Below are 19617 nucleotides of genomic sequence, written 5' to 3' on the forward strand. Positions count from 1 at the left end.
ACGCGGCTTCGCCACTTCGGCGAGGCCGCTTTCGTTTGTGTCAGGACTGCAATGTTTGTCGATGCCGCAGCGCCATGACACGCCTTGCCGTGCGCGCTATGCTGCGGCGCGTTCACTTCTCGTTACCTGCCGCCGAATGATCACCTGCCTCATCGTCGACGACGACCCCGCGCTGCGCGAACTCGTTGGAGACCATCTCACGCGCTACGGCCTGCAGGCCCGTCTCGCCGACAGCGCGGCCGCGATGCGGCGCGAACTCCAGCGTGGCGGCATCGACATCGTCCTGCTCGACCTGATGCTGCCCGACGGCGACGGCATCGAGCTGTGCCGCGACCTGCGCATGCATTCGAAGATGCCGGTCATCATGCTGACTGCCCAGGGCGATCCGATCAGCCGCGTGCTGGGACTCGAGATGGGCGCCGACGACTACGTCGCCAAGCCCTTCGAGCCGCGCGAGCTGCTCGCGCGCATCCACGCGCTGATGCGGCGCAGCGCCGGCGCGCTGGCCACTTCGCCGGCGGCCGCATCGGGGCCCGAGGGCGCCGCGCCGCGCTTCGAACCCGCCGGCGTTCCCACGTCGCGCGGCTTCGGCGGCTGGCAGATCGACTGGCGCAACCGCATGCTGATCAGCCCCGAGGGCATCGGGCTGTCGCTGTCCAACGTCGAATACCGGCTGCTGGCGGCCTTCGCCGAGCACCCGGGCGAGGTGCTCAGCCGCGGCCAGCTCGTCGAGTTGACGCGCAGCGCCGCCAGCGAGAGCAACGAGCGCAGCATCGACCTGGCCGTCTCGCGGCTGCGCGCCAAGCTGCGAGAGTCCCTTGAGAATCCGCAATTCATCCGCACCGTGAGAGGGCGCGGCTACCAGTTCACGGCCGAACTCGCCCGTTAGGCATCCCGTTCGCCGCGGGTGGCTACACCCCGCGCCAACGGAGAATCGCCATGCTGCTCGTCTGCCCCCACTGCGCCACCACCAACCGCGTGCCCGAGGATCGCCTCAAGGACGAGCCGGTCTGCGCCAACTGCGGCACCGCGCTGATGGATGCGAAGCCCGTGGCGCTGAGCGACGCCGTCTTCCCGAAGTTCGTCCGCGCCACCGAGGCGCCGGTGCTGGTCGACTTCTGGGCCGCGTGGTGCGGCCCGTGCCGCCAGATGGCGCCGCACTTCGAGGCCGCGGCCAAGTCGCTGCCCGAGGTGCGCTTCGCCAAGGTCGACAGCGACGCCGCGCAGCAGGCCAGCGCGGCCTACGGCATCCGCAGCATCCCGACGCTGATCCTGTTCAAGGGCGGCAAGGAAGTGGCGCGGCGCTCGGGGGCGTCGTCGGCAGCCGACATCGCGGCCTGGACGAAGGCGCAGCTCGCGCGCGCCGCCTGACGCCGGTCGGAGCGGCGATTGCCTGTCGGCGGGTTCCCATCCACCGACCGGAGTCCTGCCCATGTCCTCAACGCTCGCATCCACCAGCGTCGCGCCGCTGCGCTTCCAGGCTTCATACGAGCAGCTGGAGCCCGACGAGGCGCAGACGCTGGCGGACATCGACGAGCAGATGCACGGGATCCAGGAGAAGACCTACGCCGACGGCGGCAAGGCGCTCCGCAGCGTGCACGCGAAGAGCCACGGGCTGCTGGTGGGCGAACTGCGCATCCCGGCAGGCCTGCCGCCCGAACTGGCGCAGGGCATCTTCGCCCGCCCCGGCACGTTGCCGGTGGTGATGCGGCTGTCCACGACGCCGGGCGACATCCTGCCCGACGACGTCTCCACGCCGCGCGCGATGGCCATCAAGATCATCGGCGTCGAGGGCGAGCGGCTGCCGGGCACCGAGGGCGACGTCACGCAGGACTTCGTCATGGTCAACGGCCCGGCCTTCAACAAGCCGACCGCGAAGGCCTTCGCCGGCAACCTGAAGCTGCTGGCCTCGACCACCGACAAGGCCCAGGGCAGCAAGCAAGTGCTGTCGGCGGCGCTGCGTGGGCTGGAGAAGGCGGTCGAGGCCGTCGGCGGCAAGAGCGCGACGCTGATCGCGCTCGGCGGCCATCCCGAGACCAACCCGCTGGGCGAGACCTACTTCTCGCAGGTCCCGGTGCTGTTCGGCGACTACTTCGGCAAGATCTGCGTGCGCCCGGCCTCGCCGTCGCTGAAGGCGCTGTTCCAGGAGCCGGTCGACCTGAAGGACAAGCCCGACGGCCTGCGCGAGGCCGTGGCCGCGCATTTCGAGGAGCAGGGCGGCGAGTGGGAGCTGTGCGTGCAGCTGTGCACCGACATCGGGAAGATGCCCGTCGAGGACGCCAGCGTCGTCTGGGACGAGAAGCTCAGCCCCTACCAGCCGGTGGCGCGCATCGTGATGGGCGCGCAGGCGTCGTGGAGCGACGCGCGCGCGCAGTCCATCGACGCGGGCCTCGCGTTCAGCCCGTGGCACGGCGTGGCCGCGCACCGGCCGCTGGGCGGCGTGATGCGCGTGCGCAAGGGCGCCTACGAGGCGGCGCAGCGCTTCCGCGCCGCGAGGAATCAGGTCGGGCTCTCGGAACCGAAGACGATCGGAGACATCGGGCTCTGATCCAGCGCCGCGGGCAACTGGCCCAGCGGCGAGACGGCCTCGACCTCCATCCACGCGTCCAGTCCGCCGTGCAGCGCGCGGGCGCGGTGGTGGCCGAGGTCGGCGAGGATGCGCACGCCGCGCAGCGCCGACACCTCGTTGGGGCAGTTGCAGTACAGCACCACCTCGCGGTCGCGCGGCAGCTCGGCGCCGGCCGTCGGCAGCTGCGCGAGCGTGGCGACGATCGCGCCGGGCACGCGGCGGTTGTCCTGCAGCATCGCCACCGACGAGCGCACGTCGATCACGATCGGCGCCTCGCCGCGGCGGATCAGCTCGCGCAGCTCGTTGACGGCGATGCGCGGCGCGTAGCGGTCGCTGAGCATCCAGCGGCGGCGCAGCCAGCGATAGATGATCATCGTGGTCAGCGCGATGACGATGGCGACGCCGGCGATGGTGCCGAACTCGGTCATGAAGTCGAGCACGACGACGATCTGCCCTGCGAAGAGCACGCCGATCATCAGGAAGACCAGCGTCCAGATGAGCGCGGCGCCGACGTCGTAGCTGATGAAGCGCTTCCACGACATGCCCAGCGCGCCGGCCATCGGCGCCGCCACGACGGAGATGCCGGGCAGGAACTTGGCGGCGATGAGCGAGCTGCCGCCCCATTTCGACAGGATGCCCTCGCTCTGGCGCACGCAGGTGTCGGGCGACAGCGAGATGCGGCACAGCAGCTTCATGACGCGGTGGCCGCGCCAGCGTCCGGCCTGGTACCAGACGGCGTCGCCCAGCACGTTGGCGACCACCGAGGCCGCCAGGCAGACGACGAGCGAGATCTGCCCGGCCATCGCGACGCCGCCAGCCACCACCAGCAACGGGGCGGCCGGCACGGGCGCGCCGACGCGCGCGGCGAGCGTGATCACGAAGACGATCAACGCGCCGTGGGCAATGAGGAGCGGGATCAGTTCGCGCATGGCGGAGCAGGGCACACGGGTGGAAGGGCGATGGCCGGAGGATACCGCGCCTTGCGAAGCACATTCGGCGCAGGGCTGTAGCCGGTCTCGGCCTGCGGCGACAATCGGGCCATGTCAGACGAGAACCAGATCGAGATCCCGCCGTCGTTCATCGCGCTGTTCGTCGAACCCGGACGCACGAAGCCGAGCGCGACGCGGCAGGCGATCACGCAGCGCTACGAGTTCTGCGAGGCGCTCGCCACGATGCTGGTGGAACGGGCCCAGACGTTGCAGTGGCAGCTGAGCATCACCGAGGCGGACGTGCTGGAGAGGATGCACGCCGGCCTGATGGGCGAGGACGCGCCGGTGCCGCCCAACGAGGGCGAGTGGATCATCAGGCGCCTCGCCGAACTGCTCGAGTGGGATCGACCCAAGTGGAAAGCGTGAGCCCCCAGCCGCCCGAGGGGGCCGCGCCCTTGCTCCGGAGCGGCCGAGCGCGGCGTCCGCGATCCCCAAACTGAGTTCCACAAAAGAATATGCCCGCAACCATTGCTGGAGGCGGGCACATCTTCCGAACGTCAGGACGGATCGAGACGACGGTTTCCTGCGAGTACTGGGTGACGGGTTCCCATCGTTCCGCCCAATTTGCGGCCGGTTTCGTACTTCGGATGCTTTGTATTGTGCCGACGTCCGTGGCGTCCATTTGTAGGAGAAGCGGCGGATTTCAGGACAGTTCCGACTGTCGGGGTTCACCCTCATGCTGCGCCGGCGTGCCTTTGCTCACGCTCTCGCCATCGTTCTTGCGCAGCCCCCAGAAAGCCAGCGACGAGACCAGCGTCAGCACCGACATCGTGATGTAGCCGTGGTGGAGCGCGCGCGTGACGGCCGCGTGGTCGGACTGCGGCAGGTCGGCCAGGAAGAAGACGGTCACCAGCGACGCCACCGCCAGGCCGAAGCTCAGCGACATCTGCTGCAACGTGCTCGCGATCGTGCTGGCCATGGACGCGTCGGCGCCCTCGATGTCGGCGTAGGCCATCGTGTTGAGGCTGGAGAACTGCAGCGAGTTGAACAGCCCCAGCACCAGGCCCAGCGGAATGATGGCCCACACGGAGGCGCCCGGCCCGATCAGCGAGTACGTCGCGATGCCGCCGGCGATCAGCACCGTGTTGACGATCAGCACCTGGCGATAGCCGAACTGGCGCAGCAGGCGCGACGACATCACCTTCATGAACATCGCCGACGCCGCCGCCGGCATCATCAGCAGCCCCGACTCCCAGGCCGGCAGCCCCAGCCCGAGCTGGTACAGCAGCGGCAGCAGGAAGGGCAGGCCGCCGATGCCCAGCCGGGTGACGAAGCCGCCGAGGACCGAGATGCGGAAGGTGCGCACCTTGAACACGTCCAGCCGCAGCAGCGGGAACGGCACCTGCGTCGCGTGCCAGCCGTAGGCCAGCAGCAGCACGACCGACAGCAGCAGCAGCACGGTCATCTGCAGCGCCGGGATCGTGTGCTCGCCGAACACCTCCAGCAGCCACGACAGCAGCGCCACGCCCGAGCCGAACAGCACCAGGCCGACGACGTCCAGCGGCGGCGGGCTCTCGGTGCGGTAGTCGGGCATGAACTGGCGCCCCAGCCACAGCGCGGCGAGGCCCACCGGCACGTTGACGAAGAAGATGTCGCGCCACGACAGCCAGTGCACGATCAGGCCGCCGACGGTCGGGCCCAGCAGCGGACCGATCAACGCCGGGATGATGATGAAGTTCATCACCCGCAGCAGTTCGGACTTCGGGAAGGTGCGCACGACCGCGCTGCGGCCCACGGGCATCATCATCGCCGCGGCCACGCCCTGCGGCACGCGCGCGGCGACCAGCAGGCTGGCATTGGGCGCCAGCCCGCACAGCACCGACGAGACCGTGAACAGCCCCAGTGCGATCAGGAAGATGCGCCGGCTGCCGTAGCGCTCGGCCAGCCAGCCGCTGATGGGGATCGAGACGGCCAGCGACAGGATGTAGCTCGTGACGACCGCCTTCAGGCTCAGCGGCGTGACCCCCAGGCTCGCGGCCATGGCTGGGATGCCGGTGTTGACGATCGTCGAGTCGAGCTGCTCCATGAACAGCGCGGTCGCGACGATCCAGGGCAGGTAGCGCTGGGTGCGGGTGGACTCCATCGCGGCCCATTCTGGCGCGAAGCGGCGCCGGACGGGGCGATCATGGTCTCCCGGCCGTGCGGCGTCGCGAGACCGCACTCGTGTTCAGCGTGCTTTGCGTATAGTGGCCGCTCCATGAACGCGCTCAGCCCATCGCTCGCCATGCGCAACGTCGCCGCCTCGACCATCGAGCAGGACATCGCCGCCATCGCCCGCATCGAGGCGGTGCCGCGCCTGCTCAAGGTGCTGTGCGAGACGACGGGGATGGGCTTCGCCGCGGTCGCGCGCGTCACCGACGAGAAGTGGGTCGCCTGCGCCGTCGAGGATCGCGTCTCGTTCGGCCTGATGCCCGGCGGCGAGCTGCCGCTGGCGTCGACGCTGTGCCACGACGTGCGTTCCACCAACCAGGCGATCTTCATCGACCACGCGAGCCAGGATCCGGTCTTCTGCACGCACCACACGCCGCGCATCTACCAGATCGAGAGCTACGCGTCGGTGCCGATCAAGCTCGCCGACGGCGAGTACTTCGGCAACCTGTGCGCGATCGACGCCCAGCCGCACAAGATGCGCGAGCCCAAGGTCATGGACATGTTCGAGCTGTTCGCGCAGCTGATCGCGCTGCAGCTGGAAAGCGACCGCCGCCACGCGCGCACCGAGTCGCTGCTGATGAACGAGCGCGAGGCGGGCGAGCTGCGCGAGCAGTTCATCGCCGTGCTGGGCCACGACCTGCGCAACCCGCTGGCGGCCATCGCGATGGGCGCGGTGCTGCTCAAGCGCAAGGCGGGCGATCCGGCCGCCGTGGTCACCGCGGCGCAACGCATCGAGCGCAGCGCCCGGCGCATGTCCGGGCTGATCAACGACGTGCTGGACTTCGCGCGCGGACGGCTCGGCAGCGGCATCGGCGTCGAGCTCGAGGAGACGACCACGCTGGGCCTGTCGCTCGAGGGCGTCACCGCCGAACTGCGCGAGGCGCATCCCGAGCGCGCGATCGTCGCCGACATCGCCGTCGACGGCCCGGTGCGCTGCGACCTCGAGCGCATCCAGCAGCTGCTGTCCAACCTGCTGGCCAACGCGCTGTCGCACGGGCTGGAGAGCGCGCCGGTGGGCGTGCGCGCCTTCCTCGACGGCGCGGACGTCGTCATCGAGGTTCGCAACGACGGCGAACCCATTCCCGCCGACCGCATCGACCGCGTCTTCGAGCCGTTCTGGCGCCGCACCGCCGCGCGCGAGGGCCTGGGCCTCGGGCTCTACATCTGCAGCCAGATCGCGCGCTCGCATGGCGGCCGCCTGACGGCCACGTCGTCGGCGGAGCGGGGCACGACGTTCACCGCGCGGCTGCCGATCCGGCTCTGAAGCCCGTACGGCCGCGGCTGTCGTCCGGCTCGGCGACAATCGCGCCATGAGCTTCGAAGTCGCCGATACCCTCGACATGTCCACCCCCGACGCCAAGCGCGCGTCGTACGAACTGCTGGTCGCCCAGGTGCGCTCCGTCCTGGAGGGCGAGCGCGACTGGATCGCCAACCTCTCGCAGTTCTCGGCACTCGTGCACCAGTCGGTGCCCGATCTCAACTGGGCCGGCTTCTACCTGGCGCGCGGCGAGGAGCTGGTGGTCGGGCCGTTCCAGGGCAAGGTCGCCTGCGTGCGCATCCCGTTCAGCAAGGGCGTCTGCGGCGCCTGCGCGCGCTCGCGCGAGATCCAGCTGGTGGAGGACGTGCACGCGTTCCCCGGCCACATCGCCTGCGATTCGGCGTCCAATTCGGAGCTGGTGCTGCCGGTGGTCGTCGGCGACCGGCTCGTCGCGGTGTTCGACCTCGACAGCCCGCTGACCGCGCGCTTCGACGCCGAGGATGCGCGCGGCTTCGCCGAGGCCGTCGCGGCGCTCGCCGCGGGCACCGACTGGCCCTGAGCGGATCAGGGTTTGTGGGTATCGGCGCGACACGCGGCGCGCCGTTGACCTCATGTCGGCCAAACCGTCCAGGCCTCCCCACAGGGCGACTGCAAAAAACGCACAACTTCGTCGCGCTTCGAGGGATTTGACCCTTGGATTGCAGAAAAGATCGCCATGGTTCGGCGATTGTCTGCATATGATCACCCCATGATTTCCATGCAGGGTGTTCCTTCGTCACTGATCGCGCGCCATGAATCGTGGGTGCGGAAGCAAGCCAGCGCGCTGTCGCGCCGACTGCCGGCCAACGTCGAGAAGGCCGACCTGATCCAGGCCGGGCTCATTGGCGTCGCGCAGGCGGCCATGAACTTCCAGTGGGAAGGCGATCCGGACAGCGAAGAGGGCCGCGAAGCCTTCCTCCGCTACGCGCAACTGCGCGTCAAGGGCGCGATGCTCGACGAACTGCGCCAGATGGATCAACTGAGCCGCTCGCAGCGGCGCAAGTTCAAGGTGATCCAGATCGCCCGCGAGCGCTGGATGCAGGGCCACGACCAGCCGCCCAGCCTCAGCGAGCTGAGCGAGGTGTGCGGCATCGAGGTCAACGAGATCGCCGAGCTCGAGCAAGCCGCCTCCACCGCGCAGACGCAGAGCCTCAACGACGACGACGACGACGGCGAGCACTACACCCCGCAGGGCAGCCACGCCGCCACCGCCAACGACGAGGTCGAGGCGCGGGTCGACACGGCCATCCTGCTGCGCCGCCTCGAGAAGTTCTTCGCGACGCTGCCCGAGCGCGAGCGCCAGGTCATCGACGCCTACATGGGCATCGGCATGAGCACCGAGGAGGTCGCCGAATCGCTGGGTGTCAGCACCTCGCGGGTGTCGCAGATCTACCAGGCCACGGTCAAGCGCATCACCACGCACTTCGCGCAGAAGGACCAGCGCGCCCTCGACCGCGTCTACCCGTCGCGTTCCGGGCCCGAGTTCGAGACCCTGGTCGCCTCGCGCGAGGCGCAGATGCGCTGGGGCACGCTGCTCGAGGACGCGCTCACCGCGCCCGACAACCGCTTCGGCGCACGCCGCGGCCGCAAGACGGCGTCGGCCGAGACATCCGGCGGCGGCGAGGGCGGCGAGACCGCCTGACGCCGCGCTGAAGGCGCGACGGTCGCGCACGCCGATTGCTGCCCCTCCCGGGTCGCAACGCCGGCCCCGCCACCGTCCGCCATGTCCCACGATTCCCCGCCCGCGGGCGCCACGCGACGCGGCTTCCTGCAATCGGCCGGCGCGCTCGCCGGCGCGCCGCTGGTCGTCGGACAGGCCCGGGCCGCGCGCTCGGAGCCCGAGACCCCGCCGTCCGCGCCGCCCGTCGGGCTCACTTTGCGCGTCAACGGCCAGAACCATGCGCTGCACGTGGAGCCCCGCGTCACGCTGCTGGACGCGCTGCGCGACAACCTCGGGCTGACCGGCACCAAGAAGGGCTGCGACCGCGGGCAGTGCGGCGCCTGCACGGTCATCGTCGACGGCCGCCGCATCAACTCGTGCATCGCGCTGGCGCTGGCGCACGACGGCGACGAGATCACCACCATCGAGGGCCTCGGACAGCCCGGCCAGCTGCATCCGCTGCAGGCGGCGTTCATCGCCGAGGACGCGTTCCAGTGCGGCTATTGCACGCCCGGCCAGATCTGCTCGGGCGTCGCGCTGATGGAAGAGGCCCGGCGCGGCGACTGCAGCGCGGTCACGCCGGATGTGCGGCAGCAGGGCGCCGTGCCGCTCGGCGACGCCGAGATCCGCGAGCGCATGAGCGGCAACCTGTGCCGTTGCGGCGCCTACGCCAACATCGTGCGCGCGGTGCGCATCGTTGCGAAGCAGGAGGGCGTGGCATGACGCCGTTCGGCTACCGGCGCGCGCAGAGCATCGACGAGGCGTTGCGCCTCGGACTCACGCCCGGGGCGCACTTCCTCGGCGGCGGCACCAACCTGATCGATCTTGCGAAGGGCGGCGTCGTGCAGCCGATGCTGCTGATCGACGTCAGCCGGCTGCCGCTGGCCGACGTGACGGCCACCGCCGACGGCGGCGCGCGCATCGGCGCGATGGCACGCAACTCGGATGTCGCCAACCACCCGCTGATCCGCACGCGCTACCCGTTGCTGAGCCAGGCGCTGCTGGCCGGCGCGTCGCCGCAGCTGCGCAACATGGCCACCGTCGGCGGCAACCTGCTGCAGCGGACGCGCTGCCCGTACTTCTACGACACCGGCTTCGAGCATTGCAACAAGCGCGCGCCGGGCAGCGGCTGCGGCGCGGTCGGCGGCATCAATCGCAACCACGCGATCCTGGGCGCCAGCGCGGCCTGCATCGCGACGCATCCGTCCGACATGTGCGTCGCGCTCGCGGCCCTGCGCGCGCAGGTGCACGTGCGCGGCCCGCGCGGGGAACGCGCGATCGCGATGGCCGACTTCCACCGGCTGCCCGGCGACACGCCGCAGCGCGACACGACGCTGGCCGCGGGCGAGCTGATCCTCGGCGTCGACCTGCCGCCCGACGGCTTCGCCGGCCATGCCCATTACCTGAAGGTGCGCGACCGCGCGAGCTACGCGTTCGCGCTCGTCTCCGTGGCCGCGGCGCTGGACGTGCGCGGCGGCGTGATCCGCGACGCGGCGCTCGCGCTCGGCGGCGTCGCGCACAAGCCGTGGCGGCGTCCCGAGGCCGAGGCGCGTCTCGTCGGACACGAGCCCTCCGACGCCGCGTTCGGCGAGGCGGCCGACCTGTTGCTGCAGGGCGCGCGTCCCGCGTCGCAGAACGGGTTCAAGCTGACGCTGGCGCGACGCGCGATCGTGCGGGCGCTGCAGACGGCGGGAGCCCAGGCATGACGAGCGTCGGCGCCCCACTGGACCGGGTCGACGGCCCGCTCAAGGTCTGCGGCCAGGCCCACTACACCGGCGACCTCGCGCCGCCGCGCATGGCCCACGCCGTGCTCGTCACCAGCACCATCGCCAGCGGGCGCATCGCCCGCATCGACGCCGCGGCCGCCGAACGCGCGCCGGGCGTCGTCGCGGTGATCACGCACGCGAACGCGATGAAGCTGCCGCAGGACGGCAAGGCCGCCGCCCATCCGCCGGAGGGCCGCGTGCTGTCGCTGCTGCAGGACGACCAGGTCGCCTACAGCAACCAGCCGATCGCGGTGGTCGTGGCCGAGACGATCGAACAGGCGAACGGCGCCGCCGCGCTCGTGCGCGTGACGTATGCGCGCGCGGAGGCGAAGGTCGACTTCGAGGCCGAGAGGCCGAACGCGTACGCCCCGGACAAGTTCAACGGCGCGCCGCCCGATACCACGCGCGGCGACATCGAGGCCGGCCTCGCCTCGGCCGCTCATCGCGTCGAGCTGGGCTACACCACGCCGTTCCAGCACCACAACCCGATGGAGCCGCACGCGACGCTGGCGAGCTGGGACGGCGAGAAGCTGTCCATCGAGGACTCGACGCAGTACGTGGCCGGCGTGCGGCGGACGCTGGCCAAGACCTTCGGCATCCCGCCCGAGCTCGTGCACGTGCGTTCGTCCTTCGTCGGCGGCGCGTTCGGCGGCAAGGGCTCGGCGTGGTCGCACGTGATCCTCGCGGCGATGGCGGCGCGCCAGCTCGGGCGGCCGGTGCGGCTGGTGATGCAGCGGCCGCAGCTGTTCGGACCGGTGGGCGGACGGCCGCGCACCGCGCAGACGCTTCGCGTCGGCTGCGACGAGCAGGGCCGCCTGACCGCGCTCGAACACCAGTCGACGTCGACGACCTCCGTGATCGAGGACTGGGTCGAGAGCTGCGCCGTCGTCACGCGCCAGCTCTACGCGAGCCCGGCCGTGGCGACCGCGCACCGGCTGGTCAAGCTCAACGTCGGCACGCCGACCTTCCAGCGCGCGCCCGGCGAATCCACGGGCATGTTCGCGCTGGAGAGCGCGCTCGACGAGCTGGCGTTCGCCGCGGGCATCGACCCCATCGAGTTCCGCCTGCGCAACGACGCGCCGCGCGACGAGCAGAAGAACGCGCCGTATTCGAGCAAGTCGCTCGCCGAGTGCTACCGCGTCGGCGCCGGGCGCATCGGCTGGTCGCGACGCAGCACGACGCCCGGCGCACTGCGCGATGGCCACTGGCTGGTCGGCCTGGGCTGCGCAAGCGCGACGCGGCCGGCCAAGCGCAGCCCGTGTGCGGCGCGCGTGCGCATCACCGCCGACGGCCGCGCGCTGGTCAGCTCCAGCACGTCGGAGATCGGCTGCGGCAACACCACGGTGATGGCCCAGGTCGCCGCGGACGCGCTGGGCCTGCCGGTGGGCCGCGTGCGCTTCGAGCTGGGCGACACCCGCCTGCCCGAGGCACCGATCTCGGCCGGGTCGATGACGATGGAGAGCGTGGGCTCGGCGGTCGACGCGGCGTGCGCGGATGCGCGCAGCCAGCTCGTCGCCAAGGCCATCGCGGACCCGGAGTCGCCGTTGCACGGCGCCGCGGCCGAAGACGTCACGATCGAGGACGGCTGGCTGCGCGCGAAGACCGGCGAGGGCAGGCGCGACAACGTGGCCGTGCTGCTGAGCCGCCTCGGCGGCGCGCCCTTGGTCGCCGACGGCAACAGCAAGCCGGGCGACGAGGACAGGCAGTTCTCGATGAACTCGTTCGGCGCCGTGTTCGCCGAGGTGCACGTCGACCGCGACCTCGGCATCGTGCGCGTGCCGCGCATCGTCGGCCGCTTCGGCGCCGGCCGCATCATCAACGCGAAGACGGCGCACAGCCAGCTGCTGGGCGGCATCGTCTGGGGGCTGGGCATGGCGCTGACCGAGGAGTCGGTGCTCGACCCGCGCAGCGGCCGCTTCGTCAACGCCAACCTGGCGGAGTACCACGTGATGGTCAACGCCGACATCGGCGACATCGACGTCGGCTTCGTCGACGAGGTCGACCCGCACGTCAACTCGCTGGGGGCGAAGGGGCTGGGCGAGGTCTCGATGACCGGCGTGACCGGCGCGGTGGCCAACGCCATCTTCAACGCCACCGGCAAGCGCGTGCGCGACTTGCCGATCACGCTGGACAAGCTGCTCTGAACTCGACAGCCCCGCGGGCGACGGGGCTTCCGGTTCGCCAACAGAATGGCGGCTTCCCTCACCACACCGGAAAAGCGCCATGACGAACGTCGCCATCATCTACTACAGCGGCTATGGCCACACCGCCAAGCTGGCCGAGGCCATCCATGCCGGCGCCGCGTCGGCCGCCGACACCCACGCCACGCTCTACCGCATCGACGCCGAGGGCAACATCCCGGAAGCCAGCTGGGAAGAGATCTCGCGCGCCGACGCCGTGATCTACGGCAGCCCGACCTACATGGGCGGCCCGGCCTGGCAGTTCAAGAAGTTCGCCGACGCCTCGTCCAAGCCCTGGTTCACGCAGGCCTGGAAGAACAAGGTCGCCGCCGGCTTCACCAACTCGGCCTCCACCAACGGCGACAAGTTCTCGACCATGACGTACTTCTGGACGCTGTCGCAGCAGCACGGCCAGTTCTGGGTCGGCACCGGGCTGATGCCGTCCAACAAGAAGGAACACAGCCACGCCGACATCAACTGGACGGCCGGCTTCGCGGGCACGCTGTCCATCTCGCCGTCGGACGCCTCGCCGGAGGAAGCGCCGCGTTCGGGCGATCTCGAGACCGCGAAGCTGCACGGCAAGCGCGTCGCCGAGATCGCGGCCAAGCTCGTCGGCTAGAGCGACTTGAGCACTTCCGCGCCCGGCGACGTCATGCTGGGCGCGAACTCGACGACGTCGCAGCGCGCGGCACCGTGGATCACGAACGGGTCGCGGGCGAGGTTCTCGCGCAGCGCCGCCTCGTCGCCGGACCTTGCGAGGATCACGCCGCCGGTGCGCGGGATGCGGCGTCCCGAGGCGATGAACAGGCCGTCCTCGTAGCCTTTCTTGAGCCACTCGACGTGGTCGTGCATCAGGGCGTCGATCTCCTCGACGGGCTTCAGGTAGGTCAGCGTGACGATGAACATGGCGTGAGGGCGATGCGGTCGGGCATGGGTGTTGCCGTCGGGACGACGCAACCACCGCGAGGATCCCAATGTACCTGCGCCGCCTCGGCACCGTCCTGTCCAAGGCCACCAACGCCTGGATCGACGACCACGCGCAGAGCATGGGCGCCGCGTTGTCGTACTACACCGTGTTCTCGATCGCGCCGCTGCTGCTGATCGCGATCTCGGTCGCCGGCCTCGTGTTCGGGCGCGACGCGGCGCAGGGCGCGGTGGTCGACCAGCTGCAGGGCCTGATCGGCCAGAACGGCGCGCAGGCGATCCAGGATCTGCTGAAGAACGTGTCCAAGCCCTCGTCGGGCATCCTCGCCACCGTCACCGGCGTGGTGGTGCTGGTGATCGGCGCGACCTCGGTGTTCGCCGAGCTGCAGGACGACCTCAACCGGATCTGGCAGGTGCCCACGAAGCAGAAGGTCTCGAGCTGGTGGGCCTTCATCCGCACGCGGCTGCTGTCGATCGGCATGATCTTCGCGATGGGCTTCATGCTGCTCGTGTCGCTGGCCGCGAGCGCCGCGTTCGATGCGTTCGCGAGCTGGTCGACGTCGGCGCTGGTGGGCTGGGAAGGCTTCGCGCACGGCGTCAACTTCGTCGTCAGCTTCGTGCTGACCACCGCGCTGTTCGCCATGATCTACCGCTTCATGCCGCAGGCGACGATCGAGTGGCGCGACGTCGGCATCGGCGCGCTGGTGACGGCCTTCCTGTTCTCGATCGGCAAGTTCCTGATCGGGCTCTACATCGGCAAGAGCGCGCTGGCGTCGGGCTTCGGCGCGGCGGGCTCGCTGGCCGTGCTGCTGGCCTGGGTCTACTACTCGGCGCAGATCTTCCTGTTCGGCGCGGAGTTCACGTGGGCCTACGCGCACGCGTTCGGTTCGCGGCAGGACACGCCCGCAGCGGCCGCGACCCCCGACCTTGTCGAGGCGCGGCCGGCCGTGCGCTTCCGCTGAGGCATGGCGCTTGCCTCGTTCCAACGCATGACCCCACCCATTCCGGCGGCGCTGCGCCGATCGCTGCGCGACACATTCGGCTTCGACGAGCTGCGCTCCGGCCAGCACGACGTCATCACGCGCGTGCTCGCGGGACAGCCCACGCTGGCCATCATGCCCACCGGTGCCGGCAAGTCGCTGTGCTACCAGTTGCCGGCGCTGCACCTGGACGGCACGACGGTGGTCGTGTCGCCGCTGATCTCGCTGATGAAGGACCAGGCTGGCAAGCTCGAGGAGGCCGGCGTCGTCGCCGAGCAGCTCAACAGCGCGCAGAAGGCCAGCGAGCAGGACGCCTCGATGGAGCGCATCGCCGACTCGCGCTCGGACATCGTGTTCGCCACGCCCGAGCGCCTGGCCGACCCCGAGTTCCGCGCCGCGCTGGCCACGCAGGGCGTCGCGCTGCTGGTGGTCGACGAGGCGCACTGCATCTCGCAATGGGGCCACGACTTCCGCCCCGCGTACCTCGAGATCGGCGCCGCGATCGAGGCACTGGGCCATCCCACCGTGCTCGCGCTGACCGCCACCGCCACCGCCGAGGTCGTCGACGACATCCGCCACCAGCTCGGCGTGCCCGAGCTCGAGGTCGTCAACACCGGCATGTACCGCGCCAATCTCGACCTCGAGGTGCTCCAGGTGACCAGCGACGCGGAGAAGGTCGACCGCCTGCTCGAGACGCTGCGCGCGACGCCCGGCGACGGCATCGTCTACACGTCGACGGTCAAGTGCTGCACGGAGGTCTTCGAGCGCCTGCGCGACGCCGGCGAGTCGGTGACGCTCTATCACGGCAAGCTGCCCGCGGCCGAACGCAACGCGAACCAGGACGCGTTCATGAGCGGCGCCAAGCGCGTGATGGTGGCGACCAACGCGTTCGGCATGGGCATCGACAAGGCCGACATCCGCTACGTGATCCATTTCCAGATGCCCGGCAGCGTGCAGGCCTACTACCAGGAGGCCGGCCGCGCCGGACGCGACGGCGAGGCCGCCCGCTGCGTGCTGATCTTCCATCGCAAGGATCGCCAGGTGCAGCAGTTCTTCCTCGCGCGGCGCTACCCGCTCGTCGCCGACCTGGTGCAGGCCATCGAGGCGCTGGAGATCGCGCCGCAGGGCTCGACGCTGGCCGAGCTCGACGCGCGCCTGCCCGCGATGCCGAAGAACCGGCTGTCGGTGACCCTGAGCCTGTTGCGCGACGGCGGACTGGCCAGCTGCAACGCCACCCACGGCTGGCGCCGCACGCGCCGCGAAGCGACGGCGGACAACCTCGGCGCGCTCGCGAGCGACTACGCGAAGAAGAGCGAACGCGACCACGACGCGCTGGAACGCATGGTGTTCTTCGCCCAGACCGGCTTCTGCCGCTGGCGCGTTCTGCTCGAGGGCTTCGACGAGGCGCTGCCCGCGAGCGCGGAGCGCTGCGGCCACTGCGACAACTGCGCGCGTCTCGCCTCCGAACCGATCGAGCTGCTGGCCGAACCCGAGGCGGTGCCCCGCCTGATCGAGGTCGGGGCGCCGACGTCGCCATCACCGTTCGAGGTGGGCGACGCCGTGAAGGCGCCGCGATACGGCGAGGGCGTCGTCGAGAGCATCAAGGGCGAAGAGATCGGCGTGCGCTTTCCAGACAAGTCCCGGCGCACCTTCCTCGCGACGTTCCTGAAGAAGCCGCGCGCGCGCCGCACGCCGCCGCGCCGCGCCCAGGTCGTCGCGGCGCTCGCCTGAGCGGGCCGCGACGCGGCAACGCGCGTGCCCGACAGGGCCTGTTCAGCCTCGTGGAAAACGAGCAGCCGCAGACGCACTGTCGGCTCGATATTTGCTGTCGTGTGGCATCGAAACAGCGCGATGCCGGGATACAGTTCATCGACCCGCCACCGCCGTCGATGACCGCCCGAGACGCCAGCCAGCCAACGTGAGCCACGATCCCTTGCGACCCACGCAGCCGCACCCCGGGCGCCGCCGCACCGACGATGCGTCGGAGCTCGAACGCCTGAAGCGCGAGATCGCGTTGCGCGACGACGTGCTGTCGCTGGCCGCCCACGAGCTGCGCAACCCGCTGCATGCGCTGGCGCTTCATCTGGCGCTCGCCCGCAGCACCGCGCAGGCGGGCAACGCGGCCGAGGCGGCGGAGCGCATCCGCCGCGCGGAGCTCACGCTCAGGCGCTACTCGGAACGCGTCACCGTGCTGATGGAGTTGCTCGCCTCGCCGGGCGCCACGTATCCGCTCGCACGTCAGCGCATCGACGTTCCCGCGCTGGTGGCCAGCCTGGTCGACAGCCTGGAGCAGGAGGGCCGTTCGCGCGGCATCGCGGTTCGCGTGGTGTTCGACGAGGCCACGTTCGGGCCGATGCGCGCGGTCGACCCGGTCGCGTTCGAGCAGGTCGTCGACAATCTGCTGCTCAACGCGTTCAAGCATTCCAGTGCCAGCGACGTCACGATCCGCCTGTCGTCCGGCGGCCACGCGTGGAGCGTCCAAGTCGAAGACAATGGCCGCGGCATCGCGCTCGCGGATCAGAAGACGGTCTTCGAGAAGTTCGCGGTGGCGGCCCACTCGTCCCGCGGCGCAGGGACGGGCCTGGGCCTGTGGATCGTCACCCGCCTGGTGCAGGCGATGGACGGCGAGGTCACCTTGCAGAGCGCGCCCGGCACCGGCTGCGTCTTCACGGTGCGAATCCCCGAAGCCGACGACATGAGCACTCACCGATGACATCCTCCACCACCGACAACGTCGGCCCGATCGAGCGCCTGCGCAGCGCGGTGCCGGGCCTCGACCAGATCCTCGGGGGCGGGCTGTTCCGCACCGGCGTCTACATCATCCAGGGGCTGCCGGGCTGCGGCAAGACGATCCTGGCCAACCAGATCTGCTACGGCCATGTCGCCGAGGGCGGCTCGGCGGTCTACGTGACGCTGCTGGCCGAGTCGCACTCGCGCATGATCCAGCACCTGTCGACGCTGTCGTTCTTCGACGTCAAGGCCTTCCCCGACCGCCTGGCCTACATCAGCGCCTTCCACGAACTCGAGAGCGCCGGCCTGAAGGGCCTGATGGGCGTGCTGAGGCGCGAGATGCGCACGCGCAAGGTCGGCGTGCTCGTCCTCGACGGCCTGGTGGCCGCGTCCGAGGGCGCGAGCGACCTCGACCTGAAGAAGTTCATCCACGAGCTGCAGAGCATCGCGGTGCTGCAGGACTGCACGGTGCTGCTGTTGACCAGCGGCAACATCCATCGCATGGCCGCCGAGCACACGATGGTGGACGGCCTCATCGAGGTCGAGGACAAGCTGTTCGACGCGCGCTCCGAGCGCTCGATCCAGGTGCGCAAGTTCCGCGGCGCCGGCCCGCTGCGCGGCAAGCATTCGCTGCGCATCGACAACGACGGCATCACCGTGTTCCCGCGCATCGAGTCGATGTACCGCGGCGCCGCGACGGACGCCATGCATGCCGAGGCCACGACCAGCGGGATCCCGTCGCTCGATGCGCAGCTGGCCAGCCGCGGCCTGCCCAAGTCCAGTTCCACCGTCGTGATCGGCTCGACCGGCACCGGCAAGACGACGATGGGTGTGCAATTCGTGCACGCCAGCACGCCCGAGGAACCGGGCCTGCACCTGAGCTTCTTCGAAGGCCCGGAGCGCATCCGCTCCAAGGCGCGTTCGCTCGGGCTCGACCTGGGGCCGCTGGAGTCGTCCGGCGCGGTCGAACTGATGTGGCAGACGCCGGGCGAGGCGCTGCTCGACGAGGTCGCCGAGCGCCTGCTGTCGGCCATCGCCCGGCGCAATGTCCGCCGTCTCGTGATCGACGGCCTGTCGGGCTTCCTCGATTCGACGGTCTATCCCGAACGCATCAACCGCTTCTTCTCCTGCCTGGTCAACGAGCTGCGCAGCCGCCAGGTGACGGTGCTGATGACGCTGGAGACGCGCGACGTCGTCAGCAGCGTCGTCTCGATGCCCTGGGGCGTTTCCGGCCTCGTCGACAACCTGTTCTTCCTGCGCTTCGTCCACGACGAGGGCCACGTCGAGCGGCTGCTGACGATCATCAAGATGCGCGATACCGACTACCAGGCCGGGCTGCGCAGGCTCAGGATCGATTCGCAAGGAATGCACATTGCCGGAACCTATCGGGCGGACGGTGATGTGATTCCTTCGGCGCAACCCGTTGCCGGCCCTGAAGGCCCCGTGCCTTCGCCGTCGAAGTGACGGCGCGGGGATAAAAGGCGTCGCGTGAAGACCATTCTTGTCGTTGACGACGAACTGGGCAGTGCGGAAGTCCTGAGCCTGATCCTCGAGGAGGAAGGCTATCGGGCTTTCTGCGCGGTCAATGGGCAGCTCGCGCTGATCCAGGCGCGCGACGTCGTGCCCGATCTCGTCATCGTCGACTACATGATGCCGCTGATGAACGGCGCGGAGTTCTCGCGCGCGCTGCGCGCCGACCCGCAGTTCGCGGACACGAAGATCATCCTCAACAGCGGCCTGCCCGAGGTCGCGATCCGCGACCACTTCGACAGCTACGACGCGTTCCTGCGCAAGCCGTTCAAGGTCGAGACGCTGCTGGAACTGGTGCAGCGCTTCATCGGGCGCTGAACGAAAAAACGGCGTCCGAGGACGCCGTCCGACGAGTCGCGCGGCCCGGTCAGGCTGCCGGCGCGGGTCGCAAGCCCAACCGCTTCAGGATCAGTTCGTCAAGCGAGAGCCTGCCCGGCCCGAAGATGGCCAGCAGCAGCAGGATGGCGCCCCACACGAAGTGCATGTGGATGCCGGCCGGGCAGTCGAAGCCCCACAGCTGCGGGTACGAGATCACCGCCATCGCGTTGACGACGAACAGCCCGGCCGCGCCGAAGCGGCCCATCAGGCCCAGCGTGATCAGGACGGGGAAGGCGAGCTCGCCGAAGGCGCCGACACAGGCAGCGACGTCGGGCGGCAGCAGCGGCACCTTGTACTCGTCGTGGAACAGCGCGAGCGTCGCGCCCCAGTCGGAGATCTTGATGATCCCGGCACGGAAGAAGACGGAGGACACGTAAAGCCGCAGCGCCAGCAGCGCGACGGGTTGCAGTCGGTCGACCAAGCCCGTGAGGACGAGGACGCGTTGGATGAGGTTTCGCATGGT

General features: G+C 70.1%; 20 protein-coding genes. 16 read left to right on the top strand and 4 right to left on the bottom strand.

Going from position 1 to position 19617, the window contains the following annotated elements:
• The first annotated feature begins 136 nt into the window (after positions 1–136).
• The 3 genes from LPC04_RS10780 (at position 137) to LPC04_RS10790 (ending at position 2548) form a co-directional block, all read left to right on the top strand.
• Positions 137–889 (top strand): response regulator, encoded by a 753-nt coding sequence (locus tag LPC04_RS10780; protein WP_275682222.1) that lies wholly within the window; start codon positions 137–139, stop codon positions 887–889.
• A gap of 50 nt (positions 890–939) precedes the next feature.
• Positions 940–1371: a thioredoxin TrxC gene (gene trxC / locus LPC04_RS10785; protein ID WP_275682223.1), complete on the top strand. Its 432-nt coding sequence runs from the start codon at positions 940–942 to the stop codon at positions 1369–1371.
• 61 nt (positions 1372–1432) lie between these two features.
• Complete coding sequence (locus LPC04_RS10790; protein WP_275682224.1) at positions 1433–2548, top strand: catalase family protein; 1116 nt, start codon at positions 1433–1435, stop codon at positions 2546–2548.
• Here the strand turns inward: LPC04_RS10790 and LPC04_RS10795 are convergent.
• On the bottom strand, positions 2500–3498 hold the full coding sequence (locus tag LPC04_RS10795) for a DedA family protein/thiosulfate sulfurtransferase GlpE (RefSeq protein WP_275682225.1): 999 nt from the start codon (positions 3496–3498) through the stop codon (positions 2500–2502). The two genes, LPC04_RS10790 and LPC04_RS10795, sit on opposite strands and share 49 nt — an antisense overlap.
• 111 nt (positions 3499–3609) lie before the next feature.
• On the opposite strand from LPC04_RS10795, the gene LPC04_RS10800 reads away from it, so the two are divergent.
• A complete protein-coding gene (locus tag LPC04_RS10800; protein WP_275682226.1) occupies positions 3610–3924 on the top strand; it encodes an ATPase with chaperone activity in 315 nt (104 codons plus the stop codon).
• Between the two features lie 277 nt (positions 3925–4201).
• On the opposite strand, the gene LPC04_RS10805 is transcribed toward LPC04_RS10800, so the two are convergent.
• Positions 4202–5641 carry a DHA2 family efflux MFS transporter permease subunit gene (locus LPC04_RS10805; protein WP_275682227.1) on the bottom strand — a complete coding sequence of 480 codons (1440 nt, stop codon included), beginning with the start codon at positions 5639–5641 and terminating at the stop codon, positions 4202–4204.
• 114 nt (positions 5642–5755) lie between these two features.
• Between LPC04_RS10805 and LPC04_RS10810 the strand changes: the two genes are divergently transcribed.
• From LPC04_RS10810 to LPC04_RS10840, 7 genes are all read left to right on the top strand, one after another.
• A complete protein-coding gene (locus LPC04_RS10810) occupies positions 5756–6973 on the top strand; it encodes a GAF domain-containing sensor histidine kinase (protein WP_275682228.1) in 1218 nt (405 codons plus the stop codon).
• A gap of 46 nt (positions 6974–7019) precedes the next feature.
• A complete protein-coding gene (locus LPC04_RS10815; protein ID WP_275682229.1) occupies positions 7020–7526 on the top strand; it encodes a GAF domain-containing protein in 507 nt (168 codons plus the stop codon).
• A 198-nt stretch (positions 7527–7724) separates the two neighbouring features.
• Entirely contained in the window at positions 7725–8648 is a 924-nt protein-coding gene (locus LPC04_RS10820) for a sigma-70 family RNA polymerase sigma factor (RefSeq protein WP_275682658.1), read from the top strand.
• Positions 8649–8729: 81 nt separating this feature from the next.
• Entirely contained in the window at positions 8730–9389 is a 660-nt protein-coding gene (locus LPC04_RS10825) for a 2Fe-2S iron-sulfur cluster-binding protein (RefSeq protein WP_275682230.1), read from the top strand.
• The gene (locus LPC04_RS10830; RefSeq protein ID WP_275682231.1) at positions 9386–10372 is read left to right on the top strand and encodes an FAD binding domain-containing protein; all 987 of its coding nucleotides are present in this window, start codon (positions 9386–9388) and stop codon (positions 10370–10372) included. The genes LPC04_RS10825 and LPC04_RS10830 overlap by 4 nt, the downstream gene beginning before the upstream one ends.
• On the top strand, positions 10369–12576 hold the full coding sequence (locus tag LPC04_RS10835; protein ID WP_275682232.1) for a xanthine dehydrogenase family protein molybdopterin-binding subunit: 2208 nt from the start codon (positions 10369–10371) through the stop codon (positions 12574–12576). The genes LPC04_RS10830 and LPC04_RS10835 overlap by 4 nt, the downstream gene beginning before the upstream one ends.
• 79 nt (positions 12577–12655) lie before the next feature.
• Positions 12656–13231 carry a flavodoxin family protein gene (locus tag LPC04_RS10840; RefSeq protein WP_275682233.1) on the top strand — a complete coding sequence of 192 codons (576 nt, stop codon included), beginning with the start codon at positions 12656–12658 and terminating at the stop codon, positions 13229–13231.
• Here the strand turns inward: LPC04_RS10840 and LPC04_RS10845 are convergent.
• On the bottom strand, positions 13228–13518 hold the full coding sequence (locus tag LPC04_RS10845; protein ID WP_275682234.1) for a YciI family protein: 291 nt from the start codon (positions 13516–13518) through the stop codon (positions 13228–13230). The two genes, LPC04_RS10840 and LPC04_RS10845, sit on opposite strands and share 4 nt — an antisense overlap.
• Positions 13519–13586: 68 nt before the next feature.
• Between LPC04_RS10845 and LPC04_RS10850 the strand changes: the two genes are divergently transcribed.
• The 5 genes from LPC04_RS10850 to LPC04_RS10870 all read left to right on the top strand — a co-directional run bounded on the left by LPC04_RS10850 (position 13587) and on the right by LPC04_RS10870 (position 19094).
• Positions 13587–14498 (top strand): YihY/virulence factor BrkB family protein, encoded by a 912-nt coding sequence (locus tag LPC04_RS10850; protein WP_275682235.1) that lies wholly within the window; start codon positions 13587–13589, stop codon positions 14496–14498.
• A gap of 27 nt (positions 14499–14525) precedes the next feature.
• Positions 14526–16247, top strand: a complete 1722-nt coding sequence (locus tag LPC04_RS10855; RefSeq protein ID WP_275682236.1) for a RecQ family ATP-dependent DNA helicase — start codon at positions 14526–14528, stop codon at positions 16245–16247.
• Positions 16248–16434: 187 nt separating this feature from the next.
• On the top strand, positions 16435–17229 hold the full coding sequence (locus LPC04_RS10860; protein ID WP_275682237.1) for a sensor histidine kinase: 795 nt from the start codon (positions 16435–16437) through the stop codon (positions 17227–17229).
• Positions 17226–18710, top strand: coding sequence for an ATPase domain-containing protein (locus tag LPC04_RS10865; protein WP_275682238.1), 1485 nt, complete (start codon positions 17226–17228; stop codon positions 18708–18710). Before LPC04_RS10860 ends, LPC04_RS10865 begins: the two co-directional genes overlap by 4 nt.
• Positions 18711–18734: 24 nt before the next feature.
• Entirely contained in the window at positions 18735–19094 is a 360-nt protein-coding gene (locus LPC04_RS10870; RefSeq protein WP_275682239.1) for a response regulator, read from the top strand.
• A 49-nt stretch (positions 19095–19143) separates the two neighbouring features.
• Here the strand turns inward: LPC04_RS10870 and LPC04_RS10875 are convergent, their stop codons facing one another.
• Positions 19144–19614, bottom strand: a complete 471-nt coding sequence (locus LPC04_RS10875) for a DoxX family protein (protein WP_275682240.1) — start codon at positions 19612–19614, stop codon at positions 19144–19146.
• Positions 19615–19617: the final 3 nt, after the last annotated feature.

It is taken from the genome of Scleromatobacter humisilvae (genome assembly GCF_023231945.1).
In the GTDB taxonomy this organism is placed as follows: Bacteria; Pseudomonadota; Gammaproteobacteria; order Burkholderiales; family Burkholderiaceae_C; genus Scleromatobacter; species Scleromatobacter humisilvae.